Here is a 24,431-nt window from a genome sequence, read left to right as displayed (position 1 = left end):
ACAGGGACAAAGCCTGAACGCTCCCCCTGCAAGGGTTTTTTTGTTGGGGGGGGGGGGGGGGGGGGGGGGGGGGGGGGGGGGGGGGTGGGGGGGGGGTTTGGGGGGAAAACCCAAAACCCCCCCCCACGACCCAGGTGACCCACCACGCACCCGCCTCCCGTTACTTCTTGGGGATCCGCAGCCAGTCGTCGGCGACGAGCTCCCATTTGTTGGTGCCGGAGGCGAGCTTGATCGGCCAGCCCGCGGTGTTGTCGTGGTGGGTCTGCCCCGGTCCGAAGACGTACGGGGTGCCGACCATCGGATCGGTGATCGGCTTCATCTCGCGCAGTGCCTTGGTCACCGATTCGCGGGTGATGTCACCTTGGATCCCGCGGATGACGTCGAGGAAGTACTTCGCCGCCAGGTAGCCGCCCTGGCTGAACGAGGTCAGCGGGATGTTGTTCTTGGTCATCAGTTCGCGCCAGTCCTTGTTCTGCGGGCTGGTCGCGTCGGTGAACGGGTAGAACTCCGCGGGCACGTACACTCCGGCGCCGGCGTTGGTGATGGCCTTGGCGTAGTTCTCGCTGTAGACGCTGGTGAGCAGCAGCCACGTGACGTCGTTCCAGCCCTGCGCCGCGGCGGCCTTGAGCTGCCCGATGGAATCCGGCTCGACCGGGTTCACCGTGATCGCCTTGCACCCTGCGTTGCGCGCCTTGACGATGTACGAGGTGTAGTCGGAACCGCCGTAGGGCACGGTCGCGTCGAGGTACTTGAGCTTCTTGCCGGTGATGGCCGACCACTCGTCGATCGCCGCCTGGTACGACGGCAGCGTGTTGCCCGCGATCTCCAGCAGCGCGCAGATGTCGTTCAGCTTCAGGGTTTCCGAGCCGTAGAGCAGGGTCAGCGTCATGTCGTGGTACGGGCCGACGTTGACCGGGGCGATGTTCGGGCTGGAGAAACAGGCCGGGTCCACGCCGATACCCTGCATGGACAGGATCTTCTGCTGTTCGTAGTACTTGTTGTTGATCTCGCACTCGATGAGGCTGGACGAGCCGACGAGCGCCACCGCCTCGTCCCGGCCGACGACCTCGCGGGCCGCGGCGGCCGCCGCCGCCGGGTCACCCTTGTCGTCGAGGGCCTTGTACTGGATCTGTCTGCCGTTCACGCCGCCGCTCGCGTTGGCCGCGTCGAAGACCGCCTTGGCCGCCTGGGAGGCCTCGGGGAACGTGGCCGCGCCGCTCAGCGCGTTGACCGAACCGACAACGATCGGCCCGCTCGAACCGCTGTCGGAACCGGCGCAGCCTGCTGTGGCGAGCAGGACGGCCGCGGCGAGGGCGACGAGGCGCCGCGCGGGTTTCACCGGTTCTCCGAAGCGTTCATAGCGTCGGCCACGGGGACCGAGTCGACGATCTGCTCGAACGAAGTGACCTTGCCGTCGGCGAACTTCCACACGTGCGCGACGCGGGCGGTGAACGAGCGACCGGTCCCGCGGTGCTTGCCCTCGTAGGTCCCGATGCCGATCACCGTGTCACCGGCGTCGAAAAGGTCGCCGAGGGTGAAGGTGTAGCCGTCCCAGTCCTTCGCGATCGCGCCGAAGACGTTGTCCCGGACTTCTTCGGGGCCGGTGTAGGTGCCGGCGTAGGGGAAACCGGCTGCCTCCGTCCAAGTGGTCCCGGGATCGAGCGGGGCCAGCATGCCCGCCAGATCGCCCCGGTCGCTCGCGGCGTAGTGCGCGGCGATGATGTCTAGATTGGACACTGAGGCTCCTTAGACCGGTTGCGCGTCGGGATAGGCGACGGCGCCGAGTGGGTAGATGTGCCCGCCCGCGCGGGAATGTTCCGACCGGCCGTCGCCGGTCAGGCCGAGGAAGACGCCGGTGGTCTTCAGCGCGTAGCCGAGATCGTGCAACCACACGCTGGCCACGGCGATGCGGAATTCGCGGAAACAGAACAGGTAGAGCCCGTCCTGGAACTTCCACACCGTCGACAGGTCCATGTCCCCGTGACCGCGCTGCACACCTTCGAGGCATTGCCAGGCGTAGCGTTGCGAGGACACGTACACATGCTCGTAGAGGTGTTCGGGGCTGTAGCGGTAGATGTTGCGCTTGCCGATCAGGTCGCGCGACGGACCCGGTACCTCGCCGGTCGGTGTGCCCGCGTCGGTCGTGCCGGACCAGAACGTCTGCGAGACACGGGGAACGCCTTCGACGTCCTCGGCGCCGATGACCGAGCGCACGGCGAGCGCGCGATGCGTCGTCGTGGAAAAGACGACGGTGAGCGCCTCACCTTCCACGCTGGTGTGTGGGAGATTGACGAAGAAAACGTCTTCCCGGACGGCGACCGCGTCGTACGGATCCTTGATGCCGTTGCAGGTGACGGTTTCAGCGTCCTCGAATCGCAGCGCGAGCGTCTTTCCGTCGTCGAGGGTGACGGTGAGCTCGCGTCCCGACAGGTCCGCGTTCGGCAGGCGGTAGGTGGCTATTCCGGCGGCGAACTCGTCATAGGTGCGCCACTGTTCCTCGGGTGCTTCGGGCATGCGGTCATCGTCGAGGCGACCGCACCGGCGAGGCCAGCTGTCACGCGCTGGGCGGCAACAACCGGTCGCTCACGGTCAAGCCTCGGCGCAGTTCGCTCGGCGAGCAGCCGAATTCCGTCTTGAACACCCGGCTGAAATGCGGCGCGTCGACGAAACCCCACTTCGCCGCGATGGCCGCGACGGGCCGGGAAAGGTGCACGGGGTCGAGCAATTCGCGGCGGCAGTGTTCGAGCCGCCGGGTGCGGATCCAGCCCGAGACGGTCGTGCCCTGTTCGTGGAAGAGGCCGTGCAGATGCCGGGTGGAGATGTAGTGCTCGGCCGCGATCTGCGCCGGGCCGAGGTCGGTGGAGGAGAGATTCGAGTCGATGTAGGCGAGTACGCGGCGCATCAGCTCGTGGTGCGGCCCGGCGGTCGCGCGGGCGAGGTCCAGTTCGCTGGCGAACAGCGTGGCGAGCAGATCGACCGCCGTATGCGCGAGCCGGACGCCGGCCGGCCCGCCGAGCTGGTCGAGGTTGCTGCCGAGTTGCGCGAGGAAGGGCACCACCACGTTGCCCATGCCCCGCTTGCCCGACATGGGTACCGCGGTCAGCTGGCCGACCAGGTCACGGGGGAGATCGATGAGCCGCTGCGGGAACATCACCACGAGCGTGCGGAAATCCTCCTCGAACGCCAAGGTGTACGGCCGGTGCGTGTCGTACAACGCCACGTCCCCGGGGCGCAGCATCGCCTCGCGGTTGTCCTGGACCAGGAGCCCGGTGCCGGACAGGATCAGGCTCAGCTTGTAGTAGTGCCTGTCCGCCCTGGCGATGAGCTCGGGCGTCCGTTCGACCACGTGCGCGGACGCGGTCACCTCGGTCAGCTGGACGTCGTCCGCGCCGCACGAGCGGATGCGACCGCGGAAGTGGTCCCGGTGCTCGCTCGTCACGTGCAGCGGCACGAAGGACTGCGACACCACCGTGCGGAAATCGGTGAAATCTCGCGCGACCGTGGTGGTGGTCGGGTCGGCGGTGGCGGTGGTCACGGGGTCACCTCGCAGCATCGGGGGGTGAATTTCATATACGATAAGCGATACGATGCTGCCGGGCAATGATCGCGGCGAGGTCAGTCGGCGAGGCGGAACAGGAGGGTCCTCGGGTCCACGTCGACGGGTACCACCGTGCCCGTTTCGTAGCGGCCGACGTCTTCGGTGAGGACGCGCGCACTGAACGGAGTCACTCCCGGGCCGGTGACGACGAGGTCGACGTCGTCCGCGGGTGTGCTCACTTCGCCGACCCAGATCCGTTTCCTGGAAACGACTTCGGCGTTCGCGCGGACCCCGGACCGGTCGAGCCCGCGGTGGGCCTCGCGAGCCTTGGCGTTCTGCCTGAGGTGCGAGCCGACGGTGCCCAGACCGCCGAGCGTGAACACGACGCCCATGGCGATGACCACCAGGCGGTCGTCGTCGCCGGGTTCGAAGTAGCTGCTGATCCAGAGCAGGCCCGGGCCGATCAGGACCAGGATGGTCATGAAGAAGCCCAGGAGGCACCCGATGACGGTGAAGGCAGGCAGCTCCGGTGCTTCCTTGCCCTCGCGGTCCGTCTCCACGGGCGTGAGGTTACTGGCCGGTTTCCGTCGGTGGTCCGGTAAAAATGCCCGCTTGCCGAAGCGGGTCCGCGCCGAGACGGACCCGTGGTCGGCCAATCACCCGCGAAGGGATTTGTTCGTCCTTTGTGGACATACGGTGGTCTTCACCGGTCAGGCAAGGCAAGGCAGAGGGCGTCCAGCGCGGCACCGAAGGCGTGTTCGGGTGGGGTGCCGTACCCGATGACCAAGCCCTCGCGCCGGGGCATCGCGCTGTCCGGATGCGGATACGCGGCGAGGCCGTCGAGAGCGAGCCCCTGACGCCGTGCGGCGCGCAGCGCGGCTTCCTCGGTACCCGCGGGCAGTTCGAGCACGGCGTGCAGCCCCGCGGCGATTCCACTGACCGTGATGTGCGGGGCGCGGTCGGCGAGTGTGGTCGTGAGCAGGTCGCGACGGTGCCGATAGACCTTCCTCATCCGGCGCAGATGCCGGTCGTAGGCGCCGCTGGTGAGGAAGTCGGCGAGGGTGAGCTGATCGACGACGCCCGACCAGATCTCCCGCGGTCCCTTGGCGGCGGCGACCTCGTCCGCCAACCAGCCGGGTACGGCCAGCCAGCCGAGCCGGAGCGCGGGGGAGAGGCTCTTGCTCGCCGAACCGAAATAGACGACGTGATCGGGGTCGAGACCTTGTACGGCGCCGACCGGCTCGCGGTCGTAGCGGAACTCGCCGTCGTAGTCGTCCTCGAGGAGCAGGCCGCCGGTCGCGCGTGCCCAGTCGATGACCGCGGCTCGGCGCTCCGGAAGCAGGGCACCTCCCATCGGGTACTGGTGGGCGGGGGTCAGCAGGACGGCGTCCGCGCCGGTGCCGTCGAGCTCCTCGACGCGTGCTCCGTGGGCGTCCACCGTCAACGGCACCGTTTTCAGCCCGGCCTCTTCGAGCAGCGAGCGGTGGAACTCGAGTCCGTACGACTCCACGGCGACAGGGCCGCGCAGGACCCGGCGCACCAGGCTCAGCCCGTGCGCGAATCCGGAGCAGACCACGATCCGGTCCGGTTCCGTGCGTACGCCCCTGGTCCGCGCCAGGTACTCCACCAGAGCCGTCCGCAACTCCGGCCTGCCGCGGGGATCGCCGGCGCCGAAGGCTTCGTTGGGAGCGGTCGCGAGCGCCCGCCGGGCCGAAGCCGCCCAGGCCGAACGTGGGAAGGCGGAGGCGTCCGGGGAACTGGGCATCAGGTCGTGGACCACGCGCCGTGAGGCCGGGCGCGCCGGACCCCGTGATCGGCCGGGTTCCAGCGGCGTGGCGCGATGCGCGACGCGCGTGCCCGAACCTTGGCGGGCGATGAGCCAGCCTTCTTCGGCCAGCTCCGCGTACGCGTCGGCGACGGTGTTGCGAGCGATGCCCAGGTCGGCGGCGAGGGCGCGATAGGGCGGCAGCCGGGTGCCGGGCGCGAGCCGTTCGGACCGGATCGCTTCACGCAAGGCTCGCATCAGCCGGAACCGCACGCTCCCACTGCCGGCGAGCTCCAGATGCAGATCGCTGCCCCGGTCCATCACGACGCCGCGAGCCGACGGTAATTGACCCATGAAATCTCCACGAGAATGCACCATACCGTGGGTCACTTGCGCTTCTAGTGTCCTTGGCATGACCACAGTTCACATTCCCGAGCGGATGGATTTCTCCCGCGTGGCCCCGCGGGTCTTCAAAGCCGTGCTGGCTCTGGACGCCGCGGCCCGCGCCGGTCTGGATCCGGTCCTCCTCGAACTCGTGCAGATTCGCGCGTCCCAGATCAACAGGTGCGCGTACTGCATCGACTACCACACCAACGACGCGCGCAAGGCTGGCGAAACCGAAGAGCGCGTCAACCAGCTGAACGCTTGGGAAGAGTCCAGCCTCTACACCGCGAAGGAGCGTGCGGCGCTCGCCCTCACCGAAGCCGTGACCTTGCTGCCACAAGGGGTTTCGGACGCGGTGTACGACCAGGCGGCTCTGCACTTCGAGGACGCGGAGCTCGCCCAGCTCATCGCGCTGATCTTCACGGTCAACGCCTGGAACCGGATGAACGTGACCACTCGCAAGACACCAGGCACCGAATAAACCTCTCCCCGCACACCAAGGGCGATGGCCGCTCGCGCGCGGCCATCGCCCCTGCTCTCGAAAGGCTCACTCGTGACCGCCGCCGAAACCCTGCCCAGGAGCCACTCACCGGTCAAGGGCTGGCTCGCCGTCCTGGCCGTGACACTGGGCATCTTCGCCCTGATGACCTCCGAACTGCTGCCCGTCGGCCTGCTCACGCCGATCGGTTCGGCCTTGGACATCTCCCCGGGAACGGCGGGGCTGATGGTCACCGTGCCCGGTCTGGTCGCCGCGATTTCGGCGCCATTGGTGACCGTGGCCATCGGCAAGACCGATCGGCGGCTGGTGCTGGCGGTGCTGGTCGGTCTCGTGGGCGCGGCCAACCTGGCTTCCGCGTTCGCCACCGGCTTCGCGCTCGTTCTCGTCGCCCGCTTCCTGATCGGGATCAGCGTCGGCGGTTTCTGGGCCCTCGCCGGCGGTATCGCGCTGCGCCTGGTGCCGAAACACCACGTCGCGCGCGCCACCGCCGTCATCTTCGGCGGTGTCGAGACGGCGTCCGTGCTGGGCGTGCCCGCCGGCACGCTGATCGGCGACCTCGGCGGCTGGCGGACGGCCTTCGCGGCCGTGGGCATCCTCGGTCTGATTTCCTTGGCCTGCATGGTCTTCCTGATGCCGAAGGTGGAGCCGGACCAGACGATCGCCTTCGCGGATCTGCCGCGGGTGTTCCGTTCGCACGCCGCGGTCCGCGCTGGTATCGCGATGACCTTCCTGGTCATCACCGGTCACTTCGTCGCCTACACCTTCGTGCGGCCGATCCTGCAGGAAGACGGCGTCGCGGACGGCATGATCGGTGTGGTGCTGCTGATCTTCGGAGTCGCGGGCATCTGCGGGAACTTCCTCGCCGGCGCGCTGATCGACCGGTACCTGCGGCAGACCGTGTGCGGGATCGGCGTGGTTCTCGCGACGGCCATGGCCGTGTTCGCCGTGACCGACAACGACACCTTCTCGGCCGCCGCGATCCTCGTCCTCTGGGGGCTGGGCTACGGCGCCGTCCCCGTCACCTTCCAGACCTGGATCCTCGCCGCCGCGCCGGATGCGACCGAGGCGGCTTCCTCGCTGTACGTGTCGGCGTTCAATCTGTCCATCGCCCTCGGCGCGCTCTTCGGTGGCTTGGCCGTCGACGCCATCGCCACCGTCAGTGTGCTGTGGATCGGCGGAGCACTGGTGCTGCTGGCGGTCCCGGTGGTGGGGCGGCGGAGAGGGTGAACGAAACGATCCGCTTACGCGAGCGCGGCGGGGAGCGTTTCGAAGCCGCGCAGGATCCGGGTCTCCCGCCGTCGCGCACCGTCGAGCAGCCGCAGGTCCGGGAAGCGCTCGAAGATCGATCGCAGCCCGATCTCGCCTTCCATCCTCGCCAGCGAAGCGCCGAGACAGTAGTGCCGCCCCGCGCCGAACGACACGTGATCCCGCGCGTTCGCCCGCTCGACGTCGAAGGTGGCGGGGTCGTCGAAGATCTCCGGGTCCCGGTTGGCGCCCGCGAGCACGGTGGTGACGATCGCGCCGCGCTCGATGCGGGCACCGCCGATCTCGGTGTCCCGCGCGGACAGCCTGCCGGTCAGCAGAACCGGCGGGTCGTAGCGGAGGATCTCGTCGACGGCGTTGCTCCACAGGTCCGGATCCGCCCGCAGTTTCGCGAGTTCGCCCGGGTGCCGGGTGAGCAGGGCGATGCCGTTGCCGAGGAGGTTGACGGTCGTTTCGAAGCCGGCCGCCAGGACCAGTCCGGCGGTGGCCTTGAGTTCCCGCTCGGTCAGGCCCACCCCGTCCTCGCGCGCGGCGATCAGCTTGCTGAGCAGGTTGTCGCCGGGGTTCTTCCGCAGTTTCTCCAGATGCGCGGTGAGCCATGAGTCGAACTCGGCCAGCGTCGCCTCCACCGTGCGGAAGGTCCGCCACGGCAGGCCGAGGTCGAGGCTCGGGGCCGCCGCGCCGCCCAGCGCGAGCACCTTGTCGCGTTCCTCCGGGGGGACGCCGAGGATCTGGCTGATCACGGTGACCGGCAAGAGCCCGCAGTAGTGCTCGATGAGATCGACGGGGTTCGCCGGATCGAGGCCGTCGAGCAGTTCGTCGGTGATCGCCTGGGTGCGCTCGCGCAGCTGCTCGACCGCACGGGCGGTGAAGACGCGGGTGACCAGCTTCCGGTAGCGCGTGTGGTCGGGCGGTTCGCTGGCGAGCAGCGACGGCGGCTCGATCGGATGGATGAGGCCGGACGCCGACCACGCGACCAGCTTGTTGAGCAGCGGGTTGTCCGGGACGAACCGCACGGTCTTGAACGCGTCGCTGGTCAGCACCTCTTTGCACGCCGAATGCCGGGTGCTGACATGGCCGACCCGGGTGGTGGCGATGGCGCCGTGCGAGCGGATTTCGTCGAACAGCCCGTTCAGATCCGCTCCGCCGCTCGCCTCGACGGACAGCCTGCCCTGGAGGTCGCCCCGGCGTGCCGCGGCCCGCAGGGCGACCCGGGGGATGGCGTGACCGATGCCCCAGCGGGTGACCGGTTTGGCGATCGCCTCCGCCTTGTGCCGGAAGGTCCGTGCGGGAGCGGTCTTGAGTGCGAACATCAGGACTCCGTCCGTGCGGGTTCCCTTCGAAGGTATCGGAACGACGTGTCAGTAGCCAGCGGCTCCGATCTCTGCGGACGCGCTGTCCGCTCGGTAATGTTCTGCACTTCGGGCGGGCCGGGGAGTGCTTGTGGGCGGCTACGGGTTCGACATCGCGCTGGTCGCGGTGCTGGTGGTGCTCAACGCGGTGTTCGCGGGCAGTGAGATGGCGCTGATCTCGTTGCGCGAGGGGCAGTTGCGGGCGTTGGAGCGTGACGGTCGCGCGGCCGGCCGCACGCTGGTGCGGCTGGCGCGCGACCCGAACCGTTTCCTGGCGACGATCCAGATCGGCATCACGCTCGCCGGTTTCCTCGCTTCGGCGACGGCGGCGGTGTCGCTCGCGCAACCCCTGGTGCCGTTGCTGGATTTCCTCGGCGACGCGGCCGGGGTGGTGGCCGTCGCGCTGGTGACGATGGTCCTCACCTTCCTGACCCTGGTACTCGGGGAACTGGCGCCGAAACGGCTCGCCATGCGGAACGCGTTGCGGTGGGCGTTGCTGGTGGCGCGTCCGCTGAATCTGTTGTCGGCGATCTCGAGACCTGTGGTGTGGGCGCTGAGCGTGTCGACGAACTTCGTCGTGCGGGTGCTGGGCGGCCGGGGGGAAGCCGATCCGGATCAGATGTCGCCCGAGGAACTGAGGGAACTGGTCTCGGCGCAACGCGGCCTGAACACCGAGCAGCGCATGATCATCAACGGCGCCTTGGAGATCCACGAGCGACGGCTGCGGGAGGTGCTCGTCCCTCGCCGGGCGGTGCTGACGCTCGCGGCCGAGCAGGACATCGAGTCGGCGCGGAGGCAGCTGGCCGAGTCCGGCCATTCCCGGGCACCGGTCGCCCGCGGCGGCCACCTGGACGACGTCGTCGGTGTCGTGCGGCTGCGTGATCTGCTCGGCGAGCACGAAGACCTCGCCGAGGCCGTCCGGCCGGCGGTCGTGTTCCCCGATTCGCTGCGGGTCTCGGACGCGCTGCGGAGGTTCAAGGCCGAGCGGGAGCAGATGGCGCTCGTCGTCGACGAACACGGCGCCGTCGCGGGCATGGTCACACTGGAGGACCTGCTGGAGGAGATCGTCGGCGAGATCTACGACGAGACCGACCGCGACGTGCTGGCCGTCCGCGACGGTACGGACGGTTCCCTGGTCCTGCCCGGCACCTTCCCGGTGCACGACCTCGTCGACGTCGGCGTCGAGCTGCGCGACGCCCCGCCGGGGGAGTACGCGACGATCGCGGGACTGATCCTCGTGATCCTCGGCCGGATCCCGGAGAAGCCGGGCGACCGGGTGACGGTGTCCGGCTGGACCGTCGAGGTGCTCGGCGTGGAGCATCACGCGATCACGCGGGTGGCGCTGCACCGTGGAGCGAACACGGAGCGGTGAGTTGCGCCGGGCGCGCCGGGTTGGCAGCGTGCCCGGTGTCCCGCCACGAAGAAAGGTGTCCCGATGCCGCAAGACCAGCCGGATTTGAAACCTCGTTCGCGCGACGTGACCGACGGCCTGGAGCGTGCGGCGGCCCGCGGCATGCTCCGCGCGGTCGGGATGGGCGACGACGACTTCGCCAAACCGCAGATCGGCGTGGCGTCCTCGTGGAACGAGATCACGCCGTGCAACCTGTCGCTCGACCGGCTGGCCAAGGCGGTCAAGAACGGCGTGCACGCGGCAGGCGGCTATCCGCTGGAGTTCGGCACGATCTCGGTGTCCGACGGCATTTCCATGGGCCACGAGGGCATGCACTTCTCGCTGGTGTCCCGCGAGGTGATCGCGGATTCGGTCGAGACGTGATGATGGCCGAGCGGCTGGACGGCTCCGTGCTGCTGGCGGGCTGCGACAAATCCCTGCCGGGCATGCTCATGGCGGCGGCGCGGCTCGATCTCGCTTCCGTTTTCCTTTACGCGGGCTCGATCATGCCCGGCCAGGTGGACGGCCAGGACGTCACGATCATCGACGCGTTCGAAGCTGTCGGCGCTTGCCTGGCGGGGAAGATCAGCCGCGCCGAAGTGGACAGGATCGAACGCGCGATCTGTCCCGGCGAAGGTGCCTGCGGCGGGATGTACACCGCCAACACGATGGCGTCGGTCGCCGAGGCGCTCGGCATGTCGCTGCCAGGGTCGGCCGCTCCGCCCGCCGTCGACAGGCGTCGTGACGGGTTCGCCCACCGGTCGGGGGAGGCCGTCGTCGGGATGCTCCGCCTGGGCATCACCGCGCGCCAGATCATGACCATGGAAGCGTTCGAGAACGCCATCGCCGTCGTGATGGCGCTGGGCGGTTCGACCAACGCCGTCCTCCACCTGCTCGCGATCGCGCGCGAGGCGGAGGTCGACCTGCGCATCGACGACTTCAACCGGATCGGGGACAAGGTCCCGCACCTCGGCGACCTCAAGCCGTTCGGGAAGTACGTGATGAACGACGTCGACAAGGTCGGCGGCATCCCCGTGGTGATGAAGGCGCTGCTCGACGCCGGGCTCATGCACGGCGACGTGCTCACCGTGACGGGCAGGACCATGGCCGAGAACCTCGAAGGCATCGCCCCCGCCGGGGTCGACGGCGAGATCATCCGCCCGCTCGACCGGCCGATCCACAAGACCGGCGGGCTGACCATCCTCAAGGGATCGCTGGCACCCGAAGGCGCGGTCGTGAAGTCGGCGGGCTTCGACGAATCGACGTTCACCGGCACCGCGCGGGTGTTCGACGGCGAGCGAGCCGCTCTCGACGCGCTCGCGGAAGGCCGGATCGTCGCCGGGGACGTCGTCGTCATCCGGTACGAAGGGCCCAAGGGCGGGCCGGGGATGCGGGAGATGCTCGCCATCACCGGCGCGATCAAGGGCGCCGGACTCGGGAAGGACGTCCTGCTCATCACCGACGGCCGGTTCAGCGGCGGCACGACCGGGCTGTGCGTCGGCCACATCGCCCCGGAAGCCGTCGACGCCGGGCCGATCGCGTTCGTACGGGACGGCGACCCGATCACCCTCGACGTCGCGAACCGGACACTCGAAGTCGAGATCGACGACCTCGAGGCGCGGAAGGAAGGCTGGGCCCCCAAGCCGCCGGCGTACACCCGCGGAGTGCTCGGCAAGTACGCCAAGGTCGTCCGCAGTGCCGCGCACGGAGCCGTTTGCGAGTAGGAGCCACTGCGCGTGAAGGCCCCCTTCCCTCGGCTGAGCCGAGGGAAGGGGGCCTTCACGCGCTTCACGAACGGGTGATGCGTAGGCCGGAGAGACGCGAGTACGTAATTCACCCGATGTGCCCCGCTACTCCGGAGTAGCAGACTCGGCGGCCCGACGATTCCCGCTGCTCCGGAGGTCGATGATGACCCTGACCGCGTCCCATGCCCCAGCCCGCACCGCCGCCCTCGTGATCGCCCGCGTGGTCGTCGACGGGATCCGGCATTCGCTGCCGGAGCACGCGCCGCTGTTCGACGCGCGCGCCACGGAGTTCGTCGCCTCGGTACTGGAACACGACGGGATGAACCTGGGCATCGCGGCCGGTGCGGACGCCTTCCGCCAGGTCGGCGTCGCCGAGTACGCGGCGGGCAAGGACCTGGACCGGCTCTCCCGCGCCTACCACTCCGCGGGCCGGTGCGCCCTGCCCGCGCTGGCCTCGCTGTCGCGGCAGCCCGGGGCCGGGTCGGCCCTGATGGACACCGGGGTGGAGGCCCTGCTCCGCTGCGCGGACGTCCTGATCCGGCTGTCCACCGCCGCCTACCGCGCGGCGCGCACTCCTTCGGTCGCCGAACTGCGGCAAGACCTGCTGAAGGAGATCTTGAGCGGCCGCCCGCCGTCGAAATGGGCGGGCCTCGCGGCGGAGGCGGGCTGGGTGCCGCCCGCCCGGGTGGTGGCCGTCGCCGCGGAGCCCGGCGCGGTCCGCGCCTCGTTCGGCCCGGAGGTGCTGGCCGACCTCACCAGCGAGTACCCGCACCTGCTCGTGCCGGACGACGTCGAGATCGGTGGCGTGCCGGCGGGGACGCGGGCGGCGGTCGGGCCCGCGGTCGCGCCCGCCGAAGCCGCGGTGTCCCTGCGGTGGGCGCGCCGGACCCTCGAGCTGGTCCGGCGTGAGGTGATCGAGGACGGCCCGCTCGTGCGCTGGTCGGACCACCTGACCACGCACTGGCTTTTCGCCGACGAGGTGCTGACCACCGCGCTCGTCACGCGCAGCCTCGCCCCGATCGACGGCCTGCCCGCGAACGAGCGCGCCAAACTCGCCGAAACCCTCGACGCCATGCTGTCGGCCCGCGGCGGGGCACCCGAGATCGCGGACAACCTCGGCGTCCACCCGCAGACCGTCCGCAACCGCCTGCGCCGCCTCCGCGTCCTGTTCGGCGCCCGGCTCGACGACCCGGAGGCGCGGCTGGACCTGAGGATCGCCTTGCGCGCTGAGCTGCTCACGCCCGAACCGGGTCGGCAGGCGACTCCGATGAGGGTGGCCTGAGCGTCAGGCGGATTCCGCGGACCGGGTCACCCACGTGGCGACCTGGACGCGGTTGGAGTAGCCGAGTTTGGTGAGGATGTGGTCGATATGGGTGTCCACCGTCCGCCGGGCGATGCCGAGCCGGTCGGCGATCTCCTGGTTCGTCAGCCCCTCGGCGATCACGTGCGCGATCTCGGTCTCGCGTTTCGTGAGCACCCCTGCGGCCTGCCTCCGCAGTTCGGGGGACCGTTCTTCGAGGGCGTACCCGATGGCGTCGGCGATGGGCATCGCGGCGCCGTCGGTGAACTCCTTGATCGCGACTTCCCAGCCCAGCGCGGCCGTCACGGCCTCGGTGTCGGCCTGCAACGGCTCGGTGAACGCCTCGTACCGCGTCGGCCAGGCGCCCACCGTGCGCCAGACGTCCATCGCGGCACCCTGCAGGATCGCGGCCCGGTTGGGCCGTCCGGTGCGGGCGGCGCAGCCGGCCAGCACGGTGAGCGTGAACCCGACGACGACGCGGTCGTCCACCCGGGCGTGCAGGCGCAGGACCTGCTCGCAGCAGCGGCTCGCCACCGCGAGGTCACCCTGGAGGTACTCGGCGGCGGCACGCGACCACAGTGCCCAGCCCCGCCAGAAGACCTCGCCCCGCCGCTCGCAGCGCTCGACGGCTTCCGCGAGCACCGCCCGGCCGCGGTCGATGTCGCCGTTCAGCCAGATGGCCAGCCCGTGGTTGTAGCTCGCCCAGAGGTCCGCGCCTTCGTCGCCGTGGGCGCGGAACAGGTCGATGGCCGTGCCGAACAGGCGTGACGCCTCGGCCATGTCGTTGCCGATCAGCGCGGCGTAGGCGCGGACGTGGAGCACGTACGCGGCGGCGAGCTCGTCGCCGCTGGTCTCGGCTTCGGCGGCCGCCCTCTCCAGCATGCACCGATGAGCGGGCAGGTCTCCCTGCACCAGGGCGAGGAAACCGGAGAGCCACAGCACGTGTGCCCGCTCGGGAACACCGGGCGCCGCGGCTTCGTCGAGACGGCGGACCCAGATCCGGCCTTCGGTGTTCAGGCCGCGGACGATCCAGAACTCCTTGACGTCGCGCAGCATCCGCAGCCCGATGATCGCGTCTTCGGGGTCGCCGGTGCAGTAGTCGAGGGCGACGCGAAGGTTCGCGTGTTCGCGCCGCAGCCGTCCGATCCAGCCGAGCTGATCGGTCTCCAGCCATTCGGTGGCGTACCGGCCGGCGAGCTCGGCGAACCAGTCCCGGTGCCGTTTCCGGAACTCCACCGTCCCGCCCGTCTCTGTGAGCCTGTCGACGCCGTACTCGCGCACCGATTCCAGCATGCGGTACCGCACGCCGCCGGGGTATTCCTCGCGCAGCAGGATGGACTTGTCGAGCAGCCCGTCGACGACTTCGAGGACCCGTTCGCGCGGCAGTTCGCCGCCGGAACAGACCTGTTCGGCGGCGTCGAGGTCGAAGCTGCCGGAGAACACCGACGCACGCGCCCACAGCAGCCGTTCGGGCCCGGTGCACAGGTCGTGGCTCCAGTCGATCAGGGCCCGCATGGTTTCGTGCCGCTCCGGCCGCCCTCGCCGGTCCTTCGTGAGCACGGAGAACTGCCGGTCGAGGCGGTCGGCCAGCTGACGCACGGACAGCGCCCGCGCGCGGACGGCGGCCAGCTCGATGGCCAGCGGCAGCCCGTCGAGCCTGCGGCACAGCCGGATCAGCGGTTCGGTGTCCTCTTCGGTGAGCCGGAACGACGGCGCGACCGCGGTCGCGCGGTCCACGAACAGCCGCACGGATTCGTCGTTCATCACGCGCTCGAAGGACTCGCCCTGTTCCGGGATCGCCAGCGGCGGCACCGGCAGGACACGTTCGCCCGCCACGCCGAGGGACTGCCTGCTCGTGGCCAGCACGGTCACCTGGGGGCAGGCCCGGACGACGGTGTCGGCGAACCAGGCGCAGCTGTCGACCAGATGCTCACAGTTGTCCAGCACCAGCAGCAACCGGCTCGCCTGAAGCGCCTCGACGACCACCTCGATGGCCGGTTTCGCCGAGCGGTCGCCGAAGCCGAGGACGTTCGCCACGGTCGGCACGAGCAACGCCGGTTCCCGCAGCTCGGCCAGCGACACGAACGCGACCTCGTCGGCGGTCGCCTCGCGGTGGGCCGCGGCGACCCGCCACGCCAGCCGCGTCTTGCCCACGCCGCCCGGCCCGGTCAGCGTGACCAGCGACGACGCCTCCAGCAGGCGCCGCGCTTCACCGGTTTCGGCATCGCGGCCCACGTAGCTGGTCACTTCGGTGGGATCGGCAGACCACCCCGCGAGTGAGCCAACTCCGTCCGCCATGCATTCTCCCGCCATCGACCAGACTCGCGAGTTCCGTCCGATGTAGACGGAAATCGCCCGGCTGCGGATACTAGCGGACCGGCGTCCTCCTAGCGGGAAGCTTGCTTCCCGCGATCATGGGCCCAGCCCGCCAGTACCGTTCCCGCGGCCACGAGCAGCAGGAACACGATCAACCTGCCGCTCCAGTCACCGGGTACCCAGTCGAACGCGCCCCACAACTGGGTCGCGGAATGATCGAACAGGCTGCGGATGGCGGCCTGCGCGAAGACGGCGATGGCCACCATCCCGACGATCTGCAGCCCCAGATAGCCGCCCTTGGTCATGCTTCCTACCTCCTGGTTCACGGTCGGGACCCAGCATCGCCGCCGCGGGGCCGGGCGCACATCGGCAGCGCGTCGCACTTCGCGTCCGACCAAAGTCGAGCCCCGGGTCGTCCTGTGTCCGGCTGCGCCGCCGCGAGCGGGTCGACCATGATGGGCCCGTGATCATCGACGCCGGCGCCCAGCCGCCCCTCAGTCCGTGGGGACAGGCCTGGCGCCTGCTCGCCGCGGCCGGACTGGGCGTGCTGCTCTGGCTCGTCACGGCGTCGCAAGTTCCGGTGGGCGCGACGGGGTCGAGGGTCGACTGGATGATCACCGGTGATCCGCTGATCGCGCTCGCCTGCCTGACCGCCCTGCTGTGGCGCCGCCGCTTCCCGGTCGTGATCACGATCGCGGTCATCCTCGCGTCGACGGTCTCGGTATTGGCGGGCGGCGCGTCGTTGCTGGCGCTCTGCTCGCTGGCCGCCCGGCGGCGACCGGCCGAAACGGCGGTCGCGGCGGTGTTGTCGGTGATCACGGCGGTGCTGACCGCCGACCTGTACCCGCAGCGCGAGGTGCCCGGACCGCTGTGGCTGGTGATCAGCCTCCCCACCTTGATGGTGGGCATCGTGGTGGCCGTGGGCGCCGCGATCGGAGCGCGCCGGGAGGAGGTCCGCTCCCTGCGCGAACGGGTCGAAAGCGTGGAGCGGGAGCAGGCCGCGCGGGCGGCCGAGGCGCGGATCATGGAGCGGCACCGGATCGCCCGCGAGATGCACGACGTCCTTGCGCACCGCGTCTCGCTGGTCGCGATGCAGGCCGGGGTGCTCGGGCATCGTCCGGATCTGCCCGCCGACCAGGTCGCGGAACTGGCCCGCGGGATCGCCGACGGCTCCCATCAGGCGCTGGAAGAGCTGCGGGACGTCCTCGGCGTGCTACGGGCCAGCCCGGATGAGGTGGAGCCCCCGCAGCCTTCGCTCGCCGACCTGTCGGCGCTGGTCGCGGACGCGCGGGCGCTGGGACTGGACGTCACCTTGACGACCACGATCTCGGGCGAGCCGCCCGACGCGATCGCGAGGACCGTCTACCGGGTCGTCCAGGAAGGCCTGACCAACGCGGGCAAACACGCGCCGGGTGCGAGAGTGGCCGTCACCGTCGAGGGGGAAGCGGGGGACGGCGTGCGGGCGACGATCCGGGATTCCGGCGCGGCGCGGGCGGTCGCGGGGCCGCCCGCCTCGGGTTTCGGGCTGCTCGGCCTCTCCGAGCGGGTCGGACTGGCAGGCGGCGAGCTGGACCACCACGCGGAACCTGGCGGCGGGTTCGTCCTCGCCGCGCGGTTGCCGTGGCCGGTCCGCGAAGGGAGCGAGTGAATGGGCAACGAGCGGGTGCGGGTCGTGCTCGTCGACGACGAACACCTGGTGCGGATGGCGCTGCGGCTCATCGTCGACGGCGAACCCGACCTCGTCGTGGTCGGCGAGGCCGCCGACGGCGACGCGGCGGTGACCGTGGTGGGGGAGCAGCGGCCCGACGTCGTCCTGATGGACGTCCGGATGCCCGGGCGCGACGGCCTCAGCGCGACCGAGGAGATTCTCCGGCTCCCGGAACCGCCCCGCGTCCTGGTGCTCACGACGTTCGACTCCGACGAAATGGTGCTGGGCGCGCTGCGCGTCGGCGCGCTCGGGTTCCTCCTCAAGGACACGCCGCCGCCCCGGATGCTCGCGGCGATCCGGACGGTCGCGACCGGCGAACCCGCGCTCTCGCCCGCCGCGACGTCCCGGCTGATCGCCGCGGCCACCGGGCCGCACTCGTCCGACGCGCGCCGGGCGTCCCGGGAAACCGCCCGCGGGTTGCTGGCGACGCTGACCGACCGCGAACGCGAGACCGCGAACGCCATCGCCGAGGGCCTGTCCAACACCGATGTCGCGCGGAGACTGGACATCACCGTCGCCACGGTGAAGGCGCACACGAGCAGCATGCTCGCGAAACTCGGCGTCGAGAACCGGGTGCAGATCGCCTTGCTCGTGCGCGACGCGGACGGCTGAAAATTTTTCTGGCGCGGTGTCGAATCCGGCGTTCCCCGGTCGACGCAGTGTCGGAAGCAGGTTGAAACAACCCAAGGAGAAACCAGATGCGCACCCTGATCGCCACCGCGTTCGTCTCGCTCGACGGCGTCGTCGAAGGGCCCGGCGGGGAGCCGGGCTACCGCAACTCCGGCTGGACCTTCGACGGTATCGAGTTCGACGAAGCCGCCTACGAGCTCAAGGGGCGTGAGCAGGGCGAGGCGACCGCGATGATGATGGGCCGGGTCAGTTACCAGGCGTTCGCGCCGGTGTGGCCAGGCATGACCGAGGAGTTCGCCGAGTACAACGCGATGCCGAAGTACGTCGTCTCGACCACCCTGCGGGACGAGGACCTCGTCGACAACTGGGGCGAGACCACGATCCTGCGTTCGCTCGACGACGTCGCGAAGCTCAAGGAGACCGAGGGCGGGCCGATCATCATCCACGGCAGCGCGGAACTGAACCGGAACCTCACCGACGCCGGGCTGATCGACCGCTACCACCTGCTGCTGTTCCCGGTCCTGCTCGGCGCGGGCAAGAAGATGTTCGGCGACACCGACAAGGACAAGCAGAACCTCAAGCTCGTCGAGAGCGAGGCCTACGGCAACGGCGTCCAGAAGCTGGTCTACGACGTCATCCGATGATCGGACCCAGGCGGGCGCCTGGCACGTGTCCTGCGATCATGAACCGCGTGAACAAGCCCGTCTTCGTGCAGCCGAACCTCGACGGACCGGCGGTGGAGCTGTCCGGGGGTCGAGGTCCACGTGGGTCGCGTGCCGCTGGTGTCGGACGTCGACTGGCGGGTGGACTACGGCCGGCGCTGGGTCGTCCTCGGCCGCAACGGGGCCGGGAAGTCGACCATTCTTTCGGTGGCCGCGACCCAGCGGTTCCCCAGCGCGGGGACGGCCGTCGTGCTCGGCCATCGCATGGGCGCGGTCGACCTGCGTGACGTGCGGACGCATATCGGCTTCGTCGGCGCGAACCAGCGGCTGCCGGACGCGGAGAACCACGACGCGCACACCGTGGTGCTCACCGGGTTCAGCGGAAGCGTGCTGCCGCTGTGGGATCGCTACGACGACGCGGTCCGGGACAGGGCGTCGAAACTGCTCGAACTGGTCGGCTGCACCGAACTGCGCGACCGGCCGGTGCGCGTCTGCTCGCAGGGCGAACGCGCCCGGGTCCGGCTCGCCAGGGCCCTCATGGCCGACCCGCTGCTGCTCCTGCTGGACGAGCCGTTCGCCGGTCTCGACCTGCCCGGCCGCGAGGATCTCCTGATGGCGCTGGAAAACCTGACTTTGGCCCAGCCGGAGCTCGCGACGGTCACGCACGCGCTGATGGTGCGCCGCGGCAAGGTCACCGGCGCGGGGCCGATCGACGAGGTCCTCACCGGCGAAGGGCTCTCCGCCTGTTACGAACGGGACGTCGAGGTCCACCGCATCAACGGGCGCTGGGCCGCGCACGCGGTGCGACGTTCGTGAAGACGCTCGTCACCTTGCCCTTCCGCCTGACACCCGTGTCAGGCGGAAGGGCAAGGCCAGGCGAGCCGGACGATGGTCCCGGTCGGCGTGCTCGTCACCGTCGCCTCCGGCGCGAAGGCGCGGATGATCGGCAGGCCGCGTCCGCCGTCCGGGCGGCCTCCGTCGCGCCAGCGGCCCTCGTCGGCGACGCTGATCCTGAGGTGACCGTCGCCGTGGGCGGCGGTCACCTTCATGACGTTGTCGTCGGTGCCGTCGGGGTAAGCGTGCTTGACGACGTTCGTCATCGCTTCGTAGGCGGTGAGCTTGAGATCTTCGGCCAGTTCCCGGGGAAGACCCCGTTCGAGTGCCCATTTCGCCAGGACGTCCCGTAGCGCGGCTGCCTGGGCGGCGACGGCGGCGACCTCGAGGACCAGCTCGTCGGTGCCGTCGCGCACCGGCTCGTCGATCGGTATCACGAAGCTTCTCCTCGTCGTCCGCCGCGGTCCACGACCGCCTGATCCATCGACAAGGCTAAGGCACCGCCGGGGATCGGGACACGAGTGTCGCGCGAGCGGGCGCTGTCATCCGATATGTTCGGAGTATTCGGGTACCGATCGCGAGGGGTGGATGACGGTGACGAGCGGAGACGGCGAAAACCTGGAAGTTCCGTTCTCGGTGACCGTCGCCAGGCCGGATGGCGCCGAGGTCGTCATCGCGGTGGCGGGGGAGATCGATCTGACGACCTCCGAAGATCTCAAGGAGACGTTCGAGAACGCGCTGGAGCCCGCGCCGGGCAGGCTCGTCGTCGATCTCGAAGGTGTGGAGTTCTGCGATTCCACCGGTTTGGCGACCCTGGTCAGGATCAACGACCGGTGCAGTACCCAGGGGGTCGACCTGAGTTTCCTGCCGTCGCCCACGATCCGGCGGCTGGCCTCGAAGACTGGACTCTCCACGCTCCTGCCGCTCGCCGGATCCTGAGCGGCAGGCGGCTCAGCGGTTCGGCACTTCGAGGAGTGCGTGGTCGAGGTGCCGGTACACGGGGATATGGCTGTCGACGCCGAACAGGTGCAGCAGGCGCAGTACCGGCCGGGCGTCCGTGACCACCCCGGTCGTGCGGTGTTCGGAGCGGGCGCGGGCCGCGGCGGATTCGATGATCCGTAACCCGGCGACGCCGAGGAAGCCGACCTCGGTGAGGTCGAGCACCGTCGCGGCCGGGAGCCTGCCCCGAAGCGCGCGCTCCAGCCGTCCCGCGGTGGCGAGATCGATCTCCCCGGCCGCGGCGACTACGAGCAGGTCTTCGTTCCACCGGATCCGCTTTACCCGCAACAGGTTCTCGGCCGAAGGACGCGGCGGCGGAACGGCGGGCCGGGCAGCGGCGCTGAAGGCGGGGCCGTCGCGGCTGCTCCGCGTGAAAGGAATACGTTCGGTCATGATGCTGTCTCCCGGATAGCCGGGACGAGACGACAACGGGTAAGCCTGCACAACGGCTGCGCAAGTCAACTCGCCGCCGCGTCGCCCTGTGACAAGGTGCTGGGCCGCGGACATGCGGGTCGTTCGTGCGGGCTGGTGGACTCAACCTCACGTGCTTCTCACCGTACGCCGTTCACCGCACCTGGCAAGGCCGTCTGGGGTGAACGGCGGGATACATGGCCGTGCATGGTCACTCGCGAAGTGCGTTTTCCCAGGCGAGACCCCATTTTCGAGCGGGTGCGACGCGTCGAGGAGCCGTTCGCCCAAAGGTGTCAGGCGGTAGCCTTCCCCGCCGGTCTCGCCGAGGCGGGTGGCGAGCACGCTCGAAGACATGAGTTCGCAGCGGCGCCGCGGCTCGCGGAAGCCGACGTCGCCCTGGCGGAGTTCCCAGATCACCGCAGGTCCATCGGCGTCCCATCAGGTCGAGCGCGGCCATGAGCGGACGGCGACTCCCGGCATCCTGTCTGGTCCGAGCGGCACCGTGCGCTGACCCGCGCCGTCGACGAACTCCACGACACCGCAACGGTTTTCGGCGAGACGTGGGCTGTCCGTATCCGGCCGTCAGGGGCGGTGCGAATCGATTTCCCTGGTGTCGCCCCGTTCTCGTTTCGAGGACTTCCAGGCGGCGAGAACACACAGAAGTGCCGCCGCGAAGCCGGCGGCGGTGAGTGTCCCGGCCCAGACGGCGCCGGTGCTGGCGAGAAGGTAGAGCTGGACCACGGCGGTGCACGCGTAGACGACCGCCAGACCCAGCCACAGCCGTTGCGGCATCATCCCCCCGTCTCCGTTCGCTCGATACGGGGTCAATCGCGGCGAGGCGGGATCGGGTTACAGGCTGTTCGAAAGCGGCCGTTTCCTGGTGGCGGGCTCAGCCAGGGCGGGATCCTCCGGCACGCGTTGCGAAGTGACCTTCGCAACACTCTCTCGCCTGGTCCCGTGACCCGCTCACGCACCGTCCACGCGGAAGAAGTCCACCAGCCCGTCCCAAGACCGGGAACTCCGCCGCCGCTCCCACCAGGTCCGGAACGGGGTCGATGCCATGGCGTGCCGCGTGTACGACGTCATCACCGCGCGGTACACGTTTTCCGCCTGGTCCCACGTCAGCCGTTCCTTGCGCCACGCAAGCACGAGCCGCATCCGCATGGGGTCGCCCTTCAGCGGTCGGACGACCATGCCGGGCAGTTCGGGCGCGGTGGGTTCGACGAGTTGCACCGCCTGCCCGGCGGCGATCAGGTGCCGTCCGCCGCCGTTGGGGCATTCGAACCGGATCCGCGGCGTGAACCCGGCGCGATGCGTCGCCGCGCGCAGCGACGTCAGCGAGCCGTCCTCGGGGCCGGGCGGCCCGATCCACGCTTCGTCGGCGAGCTCGGCGAGGTCCACTTCGAGCCCGCCGGCGAGCCGGTGCTGGGCGGGAAGCCCGATGAACACGGGCACCCACGAGAACAGCACCCGGTGCCCGAGGTGTTTCGCCAGCGGCACTTCCTGGTCGTCGGACATGGCGATGACGGCGATGTCGAGCGTCGCGCGGGCCAGGGCCTGAGCCAGCACCGCGCTGGAGGGTTCCACGTGGACGGTCACGTCCAGCCCCGGCAGCGCGTCGTCCAGCCGTTCGACGAAGGTGGGCAGACAGTCCATTTGGGACGATCCGAGCCGGACCGGACCGTCGCCGAGCGCGCCGAGGAGATCGCTCTCGAACCGGTCGAACTCCACGAGCAGGGTCAACGCCCGGCGCAACGTCTGCTCGCCGACCTGGGTCGGGGTCACGCCGGTGTGGCTGCGGACGAACAGCGGCGCGCCGATCTGCCGTTCGAGCCGCTGGAGCAGTGAGGTCAGCGACGGCTGGGACATGCCCAGTGCGGCGGCCGCCTGCGAGAGGCTGCCCGCTTCGGCGATGGCGCAGATCGCCCGCAGGTGCCGGATCTCCAGGGCCATAGGCGGAGTCTATCGCCGCCGGTCATTACGGCCCGGCCGTTCGCGGTGCGAAGGTGCGGCCAGAACCGTGATTACCTGAAAGGGGGAGCCGATGACCGGCGACCGAACCCGGCCGGATCTGCGCGCGCTGCTGGCCGCCAAGGGGTTCCGGAACTGGATCAGCGACGGCTGGGAGCCGGCCGACGACGTCGTCGAGGTGCCGGCGGGTACCGCCGAGGCGGCCGCGGCCCATCGCGGCAGGCTGTCGGCGGAACTGCCCGGTCAGCGGATCGCGCTCGCGGCGGGCCGTGCCGTGGTGCGGTCCAACGACACCTTCCACGGCTTCCGCGCCGACAGCGACTTCGTCTGGCTCACCGGGTGCCGGCGTGAGGGCGCGATCCTCGTGATGACCCCGGCAGGGGACAGCCACCACGCCACGCTGTACGTCCCGCGACCGGCCGAGGCGCACGAGCCCGACTTCGTGGGCGACGCCGACACCAGCCCGCTGTGGGTCGGCTCCGCCGCCGGACCGGCCGCGTACGAGCGTGCGCTCGGCATCGAGTGCCGTCCGCTGGAGGACCTCCCGCACGGCTTGCGCGGACGGAACCCGAGCTTCCTGGTCGGCGCCGGGGTCGATCCCGCGCTCGACGCGTACGGCTTCGGCCACAGCGAACGGCTCCGGACCGTCCTCGCGGAGCTCCGCCGGATCAAGGACGACTGGGAGATCGGCCAGTTGCGCGCCGCCGTCGACGCCACGGCCCTCGGGTTCGCCGACGTGCTGGCCGCGCTTCCCGAGGCGGTCCGCGGGGGCGGGGAACGCTGGCTTCAGGGCACCTTCGACCGCCGTGCCCGCACCGAGGGGACCGGACCCGGCTACACCTCCATCGTGGCGGCCGGGCCGCACGCGCCGATATTGCACTGGACGCGCTGCGACGGGCAGGTCACCGAGGACAGTCTCCTGCTGCTCGACGCCGGCGTCGAGGTGGATTCCTTGTACACGGCGGACATCACCCGGACCTTCCCGGTCGGCGGGGAGTTCACCGTGGCGCAGCGCGACGTCTACGACCTGGTGCACAAGGCGCATGTCGCGGCGTTGGGCGAGGTCCGACCCGGCCAGGACTACGGCGCGTTCCAGGCGACGGCTCTGCGCGTGCTCGCGGAGGGGTTGCACGATTGGGGCCTGCTCCCGGTGTCGGTGGACGAAGCGCTGTCGCCGGACGGGCAGCAGCACCGCCGGTACATCGTCTGCGGTACCGGCCATTTCCTCGGGCTGGACGTCCACGACTGCGCCGCCGCCCATCCGTCCACGTACCGCGAGGGCACGCTCGCCGAGGGGATGGCGCTGGCGGTGGAGCCCGGTCTGTACTTCCACGCCGGCGACCGCACCGTGCCGCCGGAGCTGCGCGGCCTCGGCGTCCGGATCGAGGACGACGTCGTGGTCACCGGATCGGGGTGCGACCTGCTCTCCGGCGGTTTCCCTTCCACCGCCGACGAGATCACCGCCTGGGTCCAGGCAGCCAGGGGCTGAAGGACGGACGAGGGGTAAGGCAAAGGTGGCGTGAGCCGAGTCAGTGGTGAAGTAGGGCGCCAGGGAGGCCGGCAAGCTCTTGACCATCCACAAGGGACGCCGGTCGGGCAGTAGTATCCGTTTTGGGTACTTTGCGCGAGGGTCGTGAGTGGCAATGTGCGTTCTAACCATCATT

Annotated in this window: 24 protein-coding genes and 1 pseudogene; 12 read left to right on the top strand and 13 right to left on the bottom strand. The window is 70.0% G+C overall.

What is annotated here, in order from left to right; all coding sequences use genetic code 11:
• Positions 1–160: 160 nt before the first annotated feature.
• The 6 genes from AC0685_RS40525 to pdxR form a co-directional block, all read right to left on the bottom strand.
• Complete coding sequence (locus tag AC0685_RS40525) at positions 161–1,339, bottom strand: ABC transporter substrate-binding protein (RefSeq protein WP_478230349.1); 1,179 nt, start codon at positions 1,337–1,339, stop codon at positions 161–163.
• On the bottom strand, positions 1,336–1,737 hold the full coding sequence (locus AC0685_RS40520) for a nuclear transport factor 2 family protein (protein WP_478230348.1): 402 nt from the start codon (positions 1,735–1,737) through the stop codon (positions 1,336–1,338). The genes AC0685_RS40525 and AC0685_RS40520 overlap by 4 nt, the downstream gene beginning before the upstream one ends.
• A 9-nt stretch (positions 1,738–1,746) precedes the next feature.
• On the bottom strand, positions 1,747–2,514 hold the full coding sequence (locus AC0685_RS40515) for a MoaF C-terminal domain-containing protein (RefSeq protein WP_192744583.1): 768 nt from the start codon (positions 2,512–2,514) through the stop codon (positions 1,747–1,749).
• Between the two features lie 40 nt (positions 2,515–2,554).
• Positions 2,555–3,553, bottom strand: coding sequence for an AraC-like ligand-binding domain-containing protein (locus tag AC0685_RS40510; RefSeq protein WP_478230347.1), 999 nt, complete (start codon positions 3,551–3,553; stop codon positions 2,555–2,557).
• Between the two features lie 62 nt (positions 3,554–3,615).
• Positions 3,616–4,098, bottom strand: a complete 483-nt coding sequence (locus AC0685_RS40505; protein WP_478230346.1) for a hypothetical protein — start codon at positions 4,096–4,098, stop codon at positions 3,616–3,618.
• Between the two features lie 143 nt (positions 4,099–4,241).
• On the bottom strand, positions 4,242–5,657 hold the full coding sequence (gene pdxR / locus AC0685_RS40500; RefSeq protein WP_478230345.1) for a MocR-like pyridoxine biosynthesis transcription factor PdxR: 1,416 nt from the start codon (positions 5,655–5,657) through the stop codon (positions 4,242–4,244).
• 58 nt (positions 5,658–5,715) lie between these two features.
• Here pdxR and AC0685_RS40495 point away from each other — a divergent pair, with 58 nt between their 5' ends.
• Together AC0685_RS40495 and AC0685_RS40490 are read left to right on the top strand one after the other, a co-directional pair.
• Entirely contained in the window at positions 5,716–6,168 is a 453-nt protein-coding gene (locus AC0685_RS40495; protein ID WP_478230344.1) for a carboxymuconolactone decarboxylase family protein, read from the top strand.
• A gap of 72 nt (positions 6,169–6,240) precedes the next feature.
• A complete protein-coding gene (locus AC0685_RS40490) occupies positions 6,241–7,413 on the top strand; it encodes an MFS transporter (RefSeq protein ID WP_478230343.1) in 1,173 nt (390 codons plus the stop codon).
• Between the two features lie 14 nt (positions 7,414–7,427).
• Here AC0685_RS40490 and AC0685_RS40485 read toward each other — a convergent pair whose 3' ends face one another.
• Complete coding sequence (locus tag AC0685_RS40485) at positions 7,428–8,762, bottom strand: cytochrome P450 (protein ID WP_478230342.1); 1,335 nt, start codon at positions 8,760–8,762, stop codon at positions 7,428–7,430.
• A 130-nt stretch (positions 8,763–8,892) separates the two neighbouring features.
• Here AC0685_RS40485 and AC0685_RS40480 point away from each other — a divergent pair, with 130 nt between their 5' ends.
• From AC0685_RS40480 to AC0685_RS40470, 3 genes and pseudogenes are all read left to right on the top strand, one after another.
• Positions 8,893–10,173 carry a hemolysin family protein gene (locus AC0685_RS40480; RefSeq protein ID WP_478230341.1) on the top strand — a complete coding sequence of 427 codons (1,281 nt, stop codon included), beginning with the start codon at positions 8,893–8,895 and terminating at the stop codon, positions 10,171–10,173.
• Between the two features lie 63 nt (positions 10,174–10,236).
• Positions 10,237–11,915, top strand: a pseudogene (gene ilvD / locus AC0685_RS40475) (dihydroxy-acid dehydratase).
• A gap of 181 nt (positions 11,916–12,096) precedes the next feature.
• Positions 12,097–13,218, top strand: a complete 1,122-nt coding sequence (locus AC0685_RS40470) for a helix-turn-helix domain-containing protein (RefSeq protein WP_478230340.1) — start codon at positions 12,097–12,099, stop codon at positions 13,216–13,218.
• A gap of 3 nt (positions 13,219–13,221) precedes the next feature.
• Here AC0685_RS40470 and AC0685_RS40465 read toward each other — a convergent pair whose 3' ends face one another.
• Together AC0685_RS40465 and AC0685_RS40460 are read right to left on the bottom strand one after the other, a co-directional pair.
• Positions 13,222–15,534, bottom strand: a complete 2,313-nt coding sequence (locus AC0685_RS40465; protein WP_478230339.1) for a LuxR C-terminal-related transcriptional regulator — start codon at positions 15,532–15,534, stop codon at positions 13,222–13,224.
• 89 nt (positions 15,535–15,623) lie between these two features.
• The gene (locus tag AC0685_RS40460) at positions 15,624–15,857 is read right to left on the bottom strand and encodes a hypothetical protein (protein WP_478230338.1); all 234 of its coding nucleotides are present in this window, start codon (positions 15,855–15,857) and stop codon (positions 15,624–15,626) included.
• A gap of 158 nt (positions 15,858–16,015) precedes the next feature.
• On the opposite strand from AC0685_RS40460, the gene AC0685_RS40455 reads away from it, so the two are divergent.
• The 4 genes from AC0685_RS40455 (at position 16,016) to AC0685_RS40440 (ending at position 19,368) form a co-directional block, all read left to right on the top strand.
• Entirely contained in the window at positions 16,016–17,200 is a 1,185-nt protein-coding gene (locus AC0685_RS40455) for a sensor histidine kinase (protein ID WP_478230337.1), read from the top strand.
• Positions 17,201–17,872 (top strand): response regulator, encoded by a 672-nt coding sequence (locus tag AC0685_RS40450; protein ID WP_478230336.1) that lies wholly within the window; start codon positions 17,201–17,203, stop codon positions 17,870–17,872.
• Positions 17,873–17,958: 86 nt separating this feature from the next.
• The gene (locus tag AC0685_RS40445) at positions 17,959–18,534 is read left to right on the top strand and encodes a dihydrofolate reductase family protein (protein WP_478230335.1); all 576 of its coding nucleotides are present in this window, start codon (positions 17,959–17,961) and stop codon (positions 18,532–18,534) included.
• Positions 18,535–18,663: 129 nt separating this feature from the next.
• Entirely contained in the window at positions 18,664–19,368 is a 705-nt protein-coding gene (locus AC0685_RS40440) for an ABC transporter ATP-binding protein (RefSeq protein ID WP_478230334.1), read from the top strand.
• Between the two features lie 38 nt (positions 19,369–19,406).
• Here the strand turns inward: AC0685_RS40440 and AC0685_RS40435 are convergent, their stop codons facing one another.
• Positions 19,407–19,823 (bottom strand): ATP-binding protein, encoded by a 417-nt coding sequence (locus tag AC0685_RS40435; protein ID WP_340682251.1) that lies wholly within the window; start codon positions 19,821–19,823, stop codon positions 19,407–19,409.
• A gap of 151 nt (positions 19,824–19,974) precedes the next feature.
• Between AC0685_RS40435 and AC0685_RS40430 the strand changes: the two genes are divergently transcribed.
• Positions 19,975–20,325 carry an STAS domain-containing protein gene (locus tag AC0685_RS40430; RefSeq protein ID WP_340682250.1) on the top strand — a complete coding sequence of 117 codons (351 nt, stop codon included), beginning with the start codon at positions 19,975–19,977 and terminating at the stop codon, positions 20,323–20,325.
• Between the two features lie 12 nt (positions 20,326–20,337).
• On the opposite strand, the gene AC0685_RS40425 is transcribed toward AC0685_RS40430, so the two are convergent.
• The gene (locus tag AC0685_RS40425; protein ID WP_478230333.1) at positions 20,338–20,778 is read right to left on the bottom strand and encodes an STAS domain-containing protein; all 441 of its coding nucleotides are present in this window, start codon (positions 20,776–20,778) and stop codon (positions 20,338–20,340) included.
• Between the two features lie 370 nt (positions 20,779–21,148).
• Between AC0685_RS40425 and AC0685_RS40420 the strand changes: the two genes are divergently transcribed.
• Positions 21,149–21,307 carry a hypothetical protein gene (locus AC0685_RS40420; protein WP_478230332.1) on the top strand — a complete coding sequence of 53 codons (159 nt, stop codon included), beginning with the start codon at positions 21,149–21,151 and terminating at the stop codon, positions 21,305–21,307.
• Positions 21,308–21,378: 71 nt separating this feature from the next.
• Here the strand turns inward: AC0685_RS40420 and AC0685_RS40415 are convergent, their stop codons facing one another.
• A complete protein-coding gene (locus AC0685_RS40415; protein WP_478230331.1) occupies positions 21,379–21,591 on the bottom strand; it encodes a hypothetical protein in 213 nt (70 codons plus the stop codon).
• Positions 21,592–21,762: 171 nt separating this feature from the next.
• A complete protein-coding gene (locus tag AC0685_RS40410) occupies positions 21,763–22,749 on the bottom strand; it encodes a LysR family transcriptional regulator (RefSeq protein ID WP_478230330.1) in 987 nt (328 codons plus the stop codon).
• Positions 22,750–22,840: 91 nt separating this feature from the next.
• Between AC0685_RS40410 and AC0685_RS40405 the strand changes: the two genes are divergently transcribed.
• On the top strand, positions 22,841–24,256 hold the full coding sequence (locus tag AC0685_RS40405; protein ID WP_478230329.1) for an aminopeptidase P family protein: 1,416 nt from the start codon (positions 22,841–22,843) through the stop codon (positions 24,254–24,256).
• The last annotated feature ends 175 nt before the right edge of the window (positions 24,257–24,431 follow it).

The sequence above is a fragment of the Amycolatopsis sp. NPDC043889 genome, from assembly GCF_056435645.1.
The sequence above is the reverse complement of the archived record's forward strand: the minus strand, read 5'-3'. Positions and strand labels throughout refer to the sequence as shown.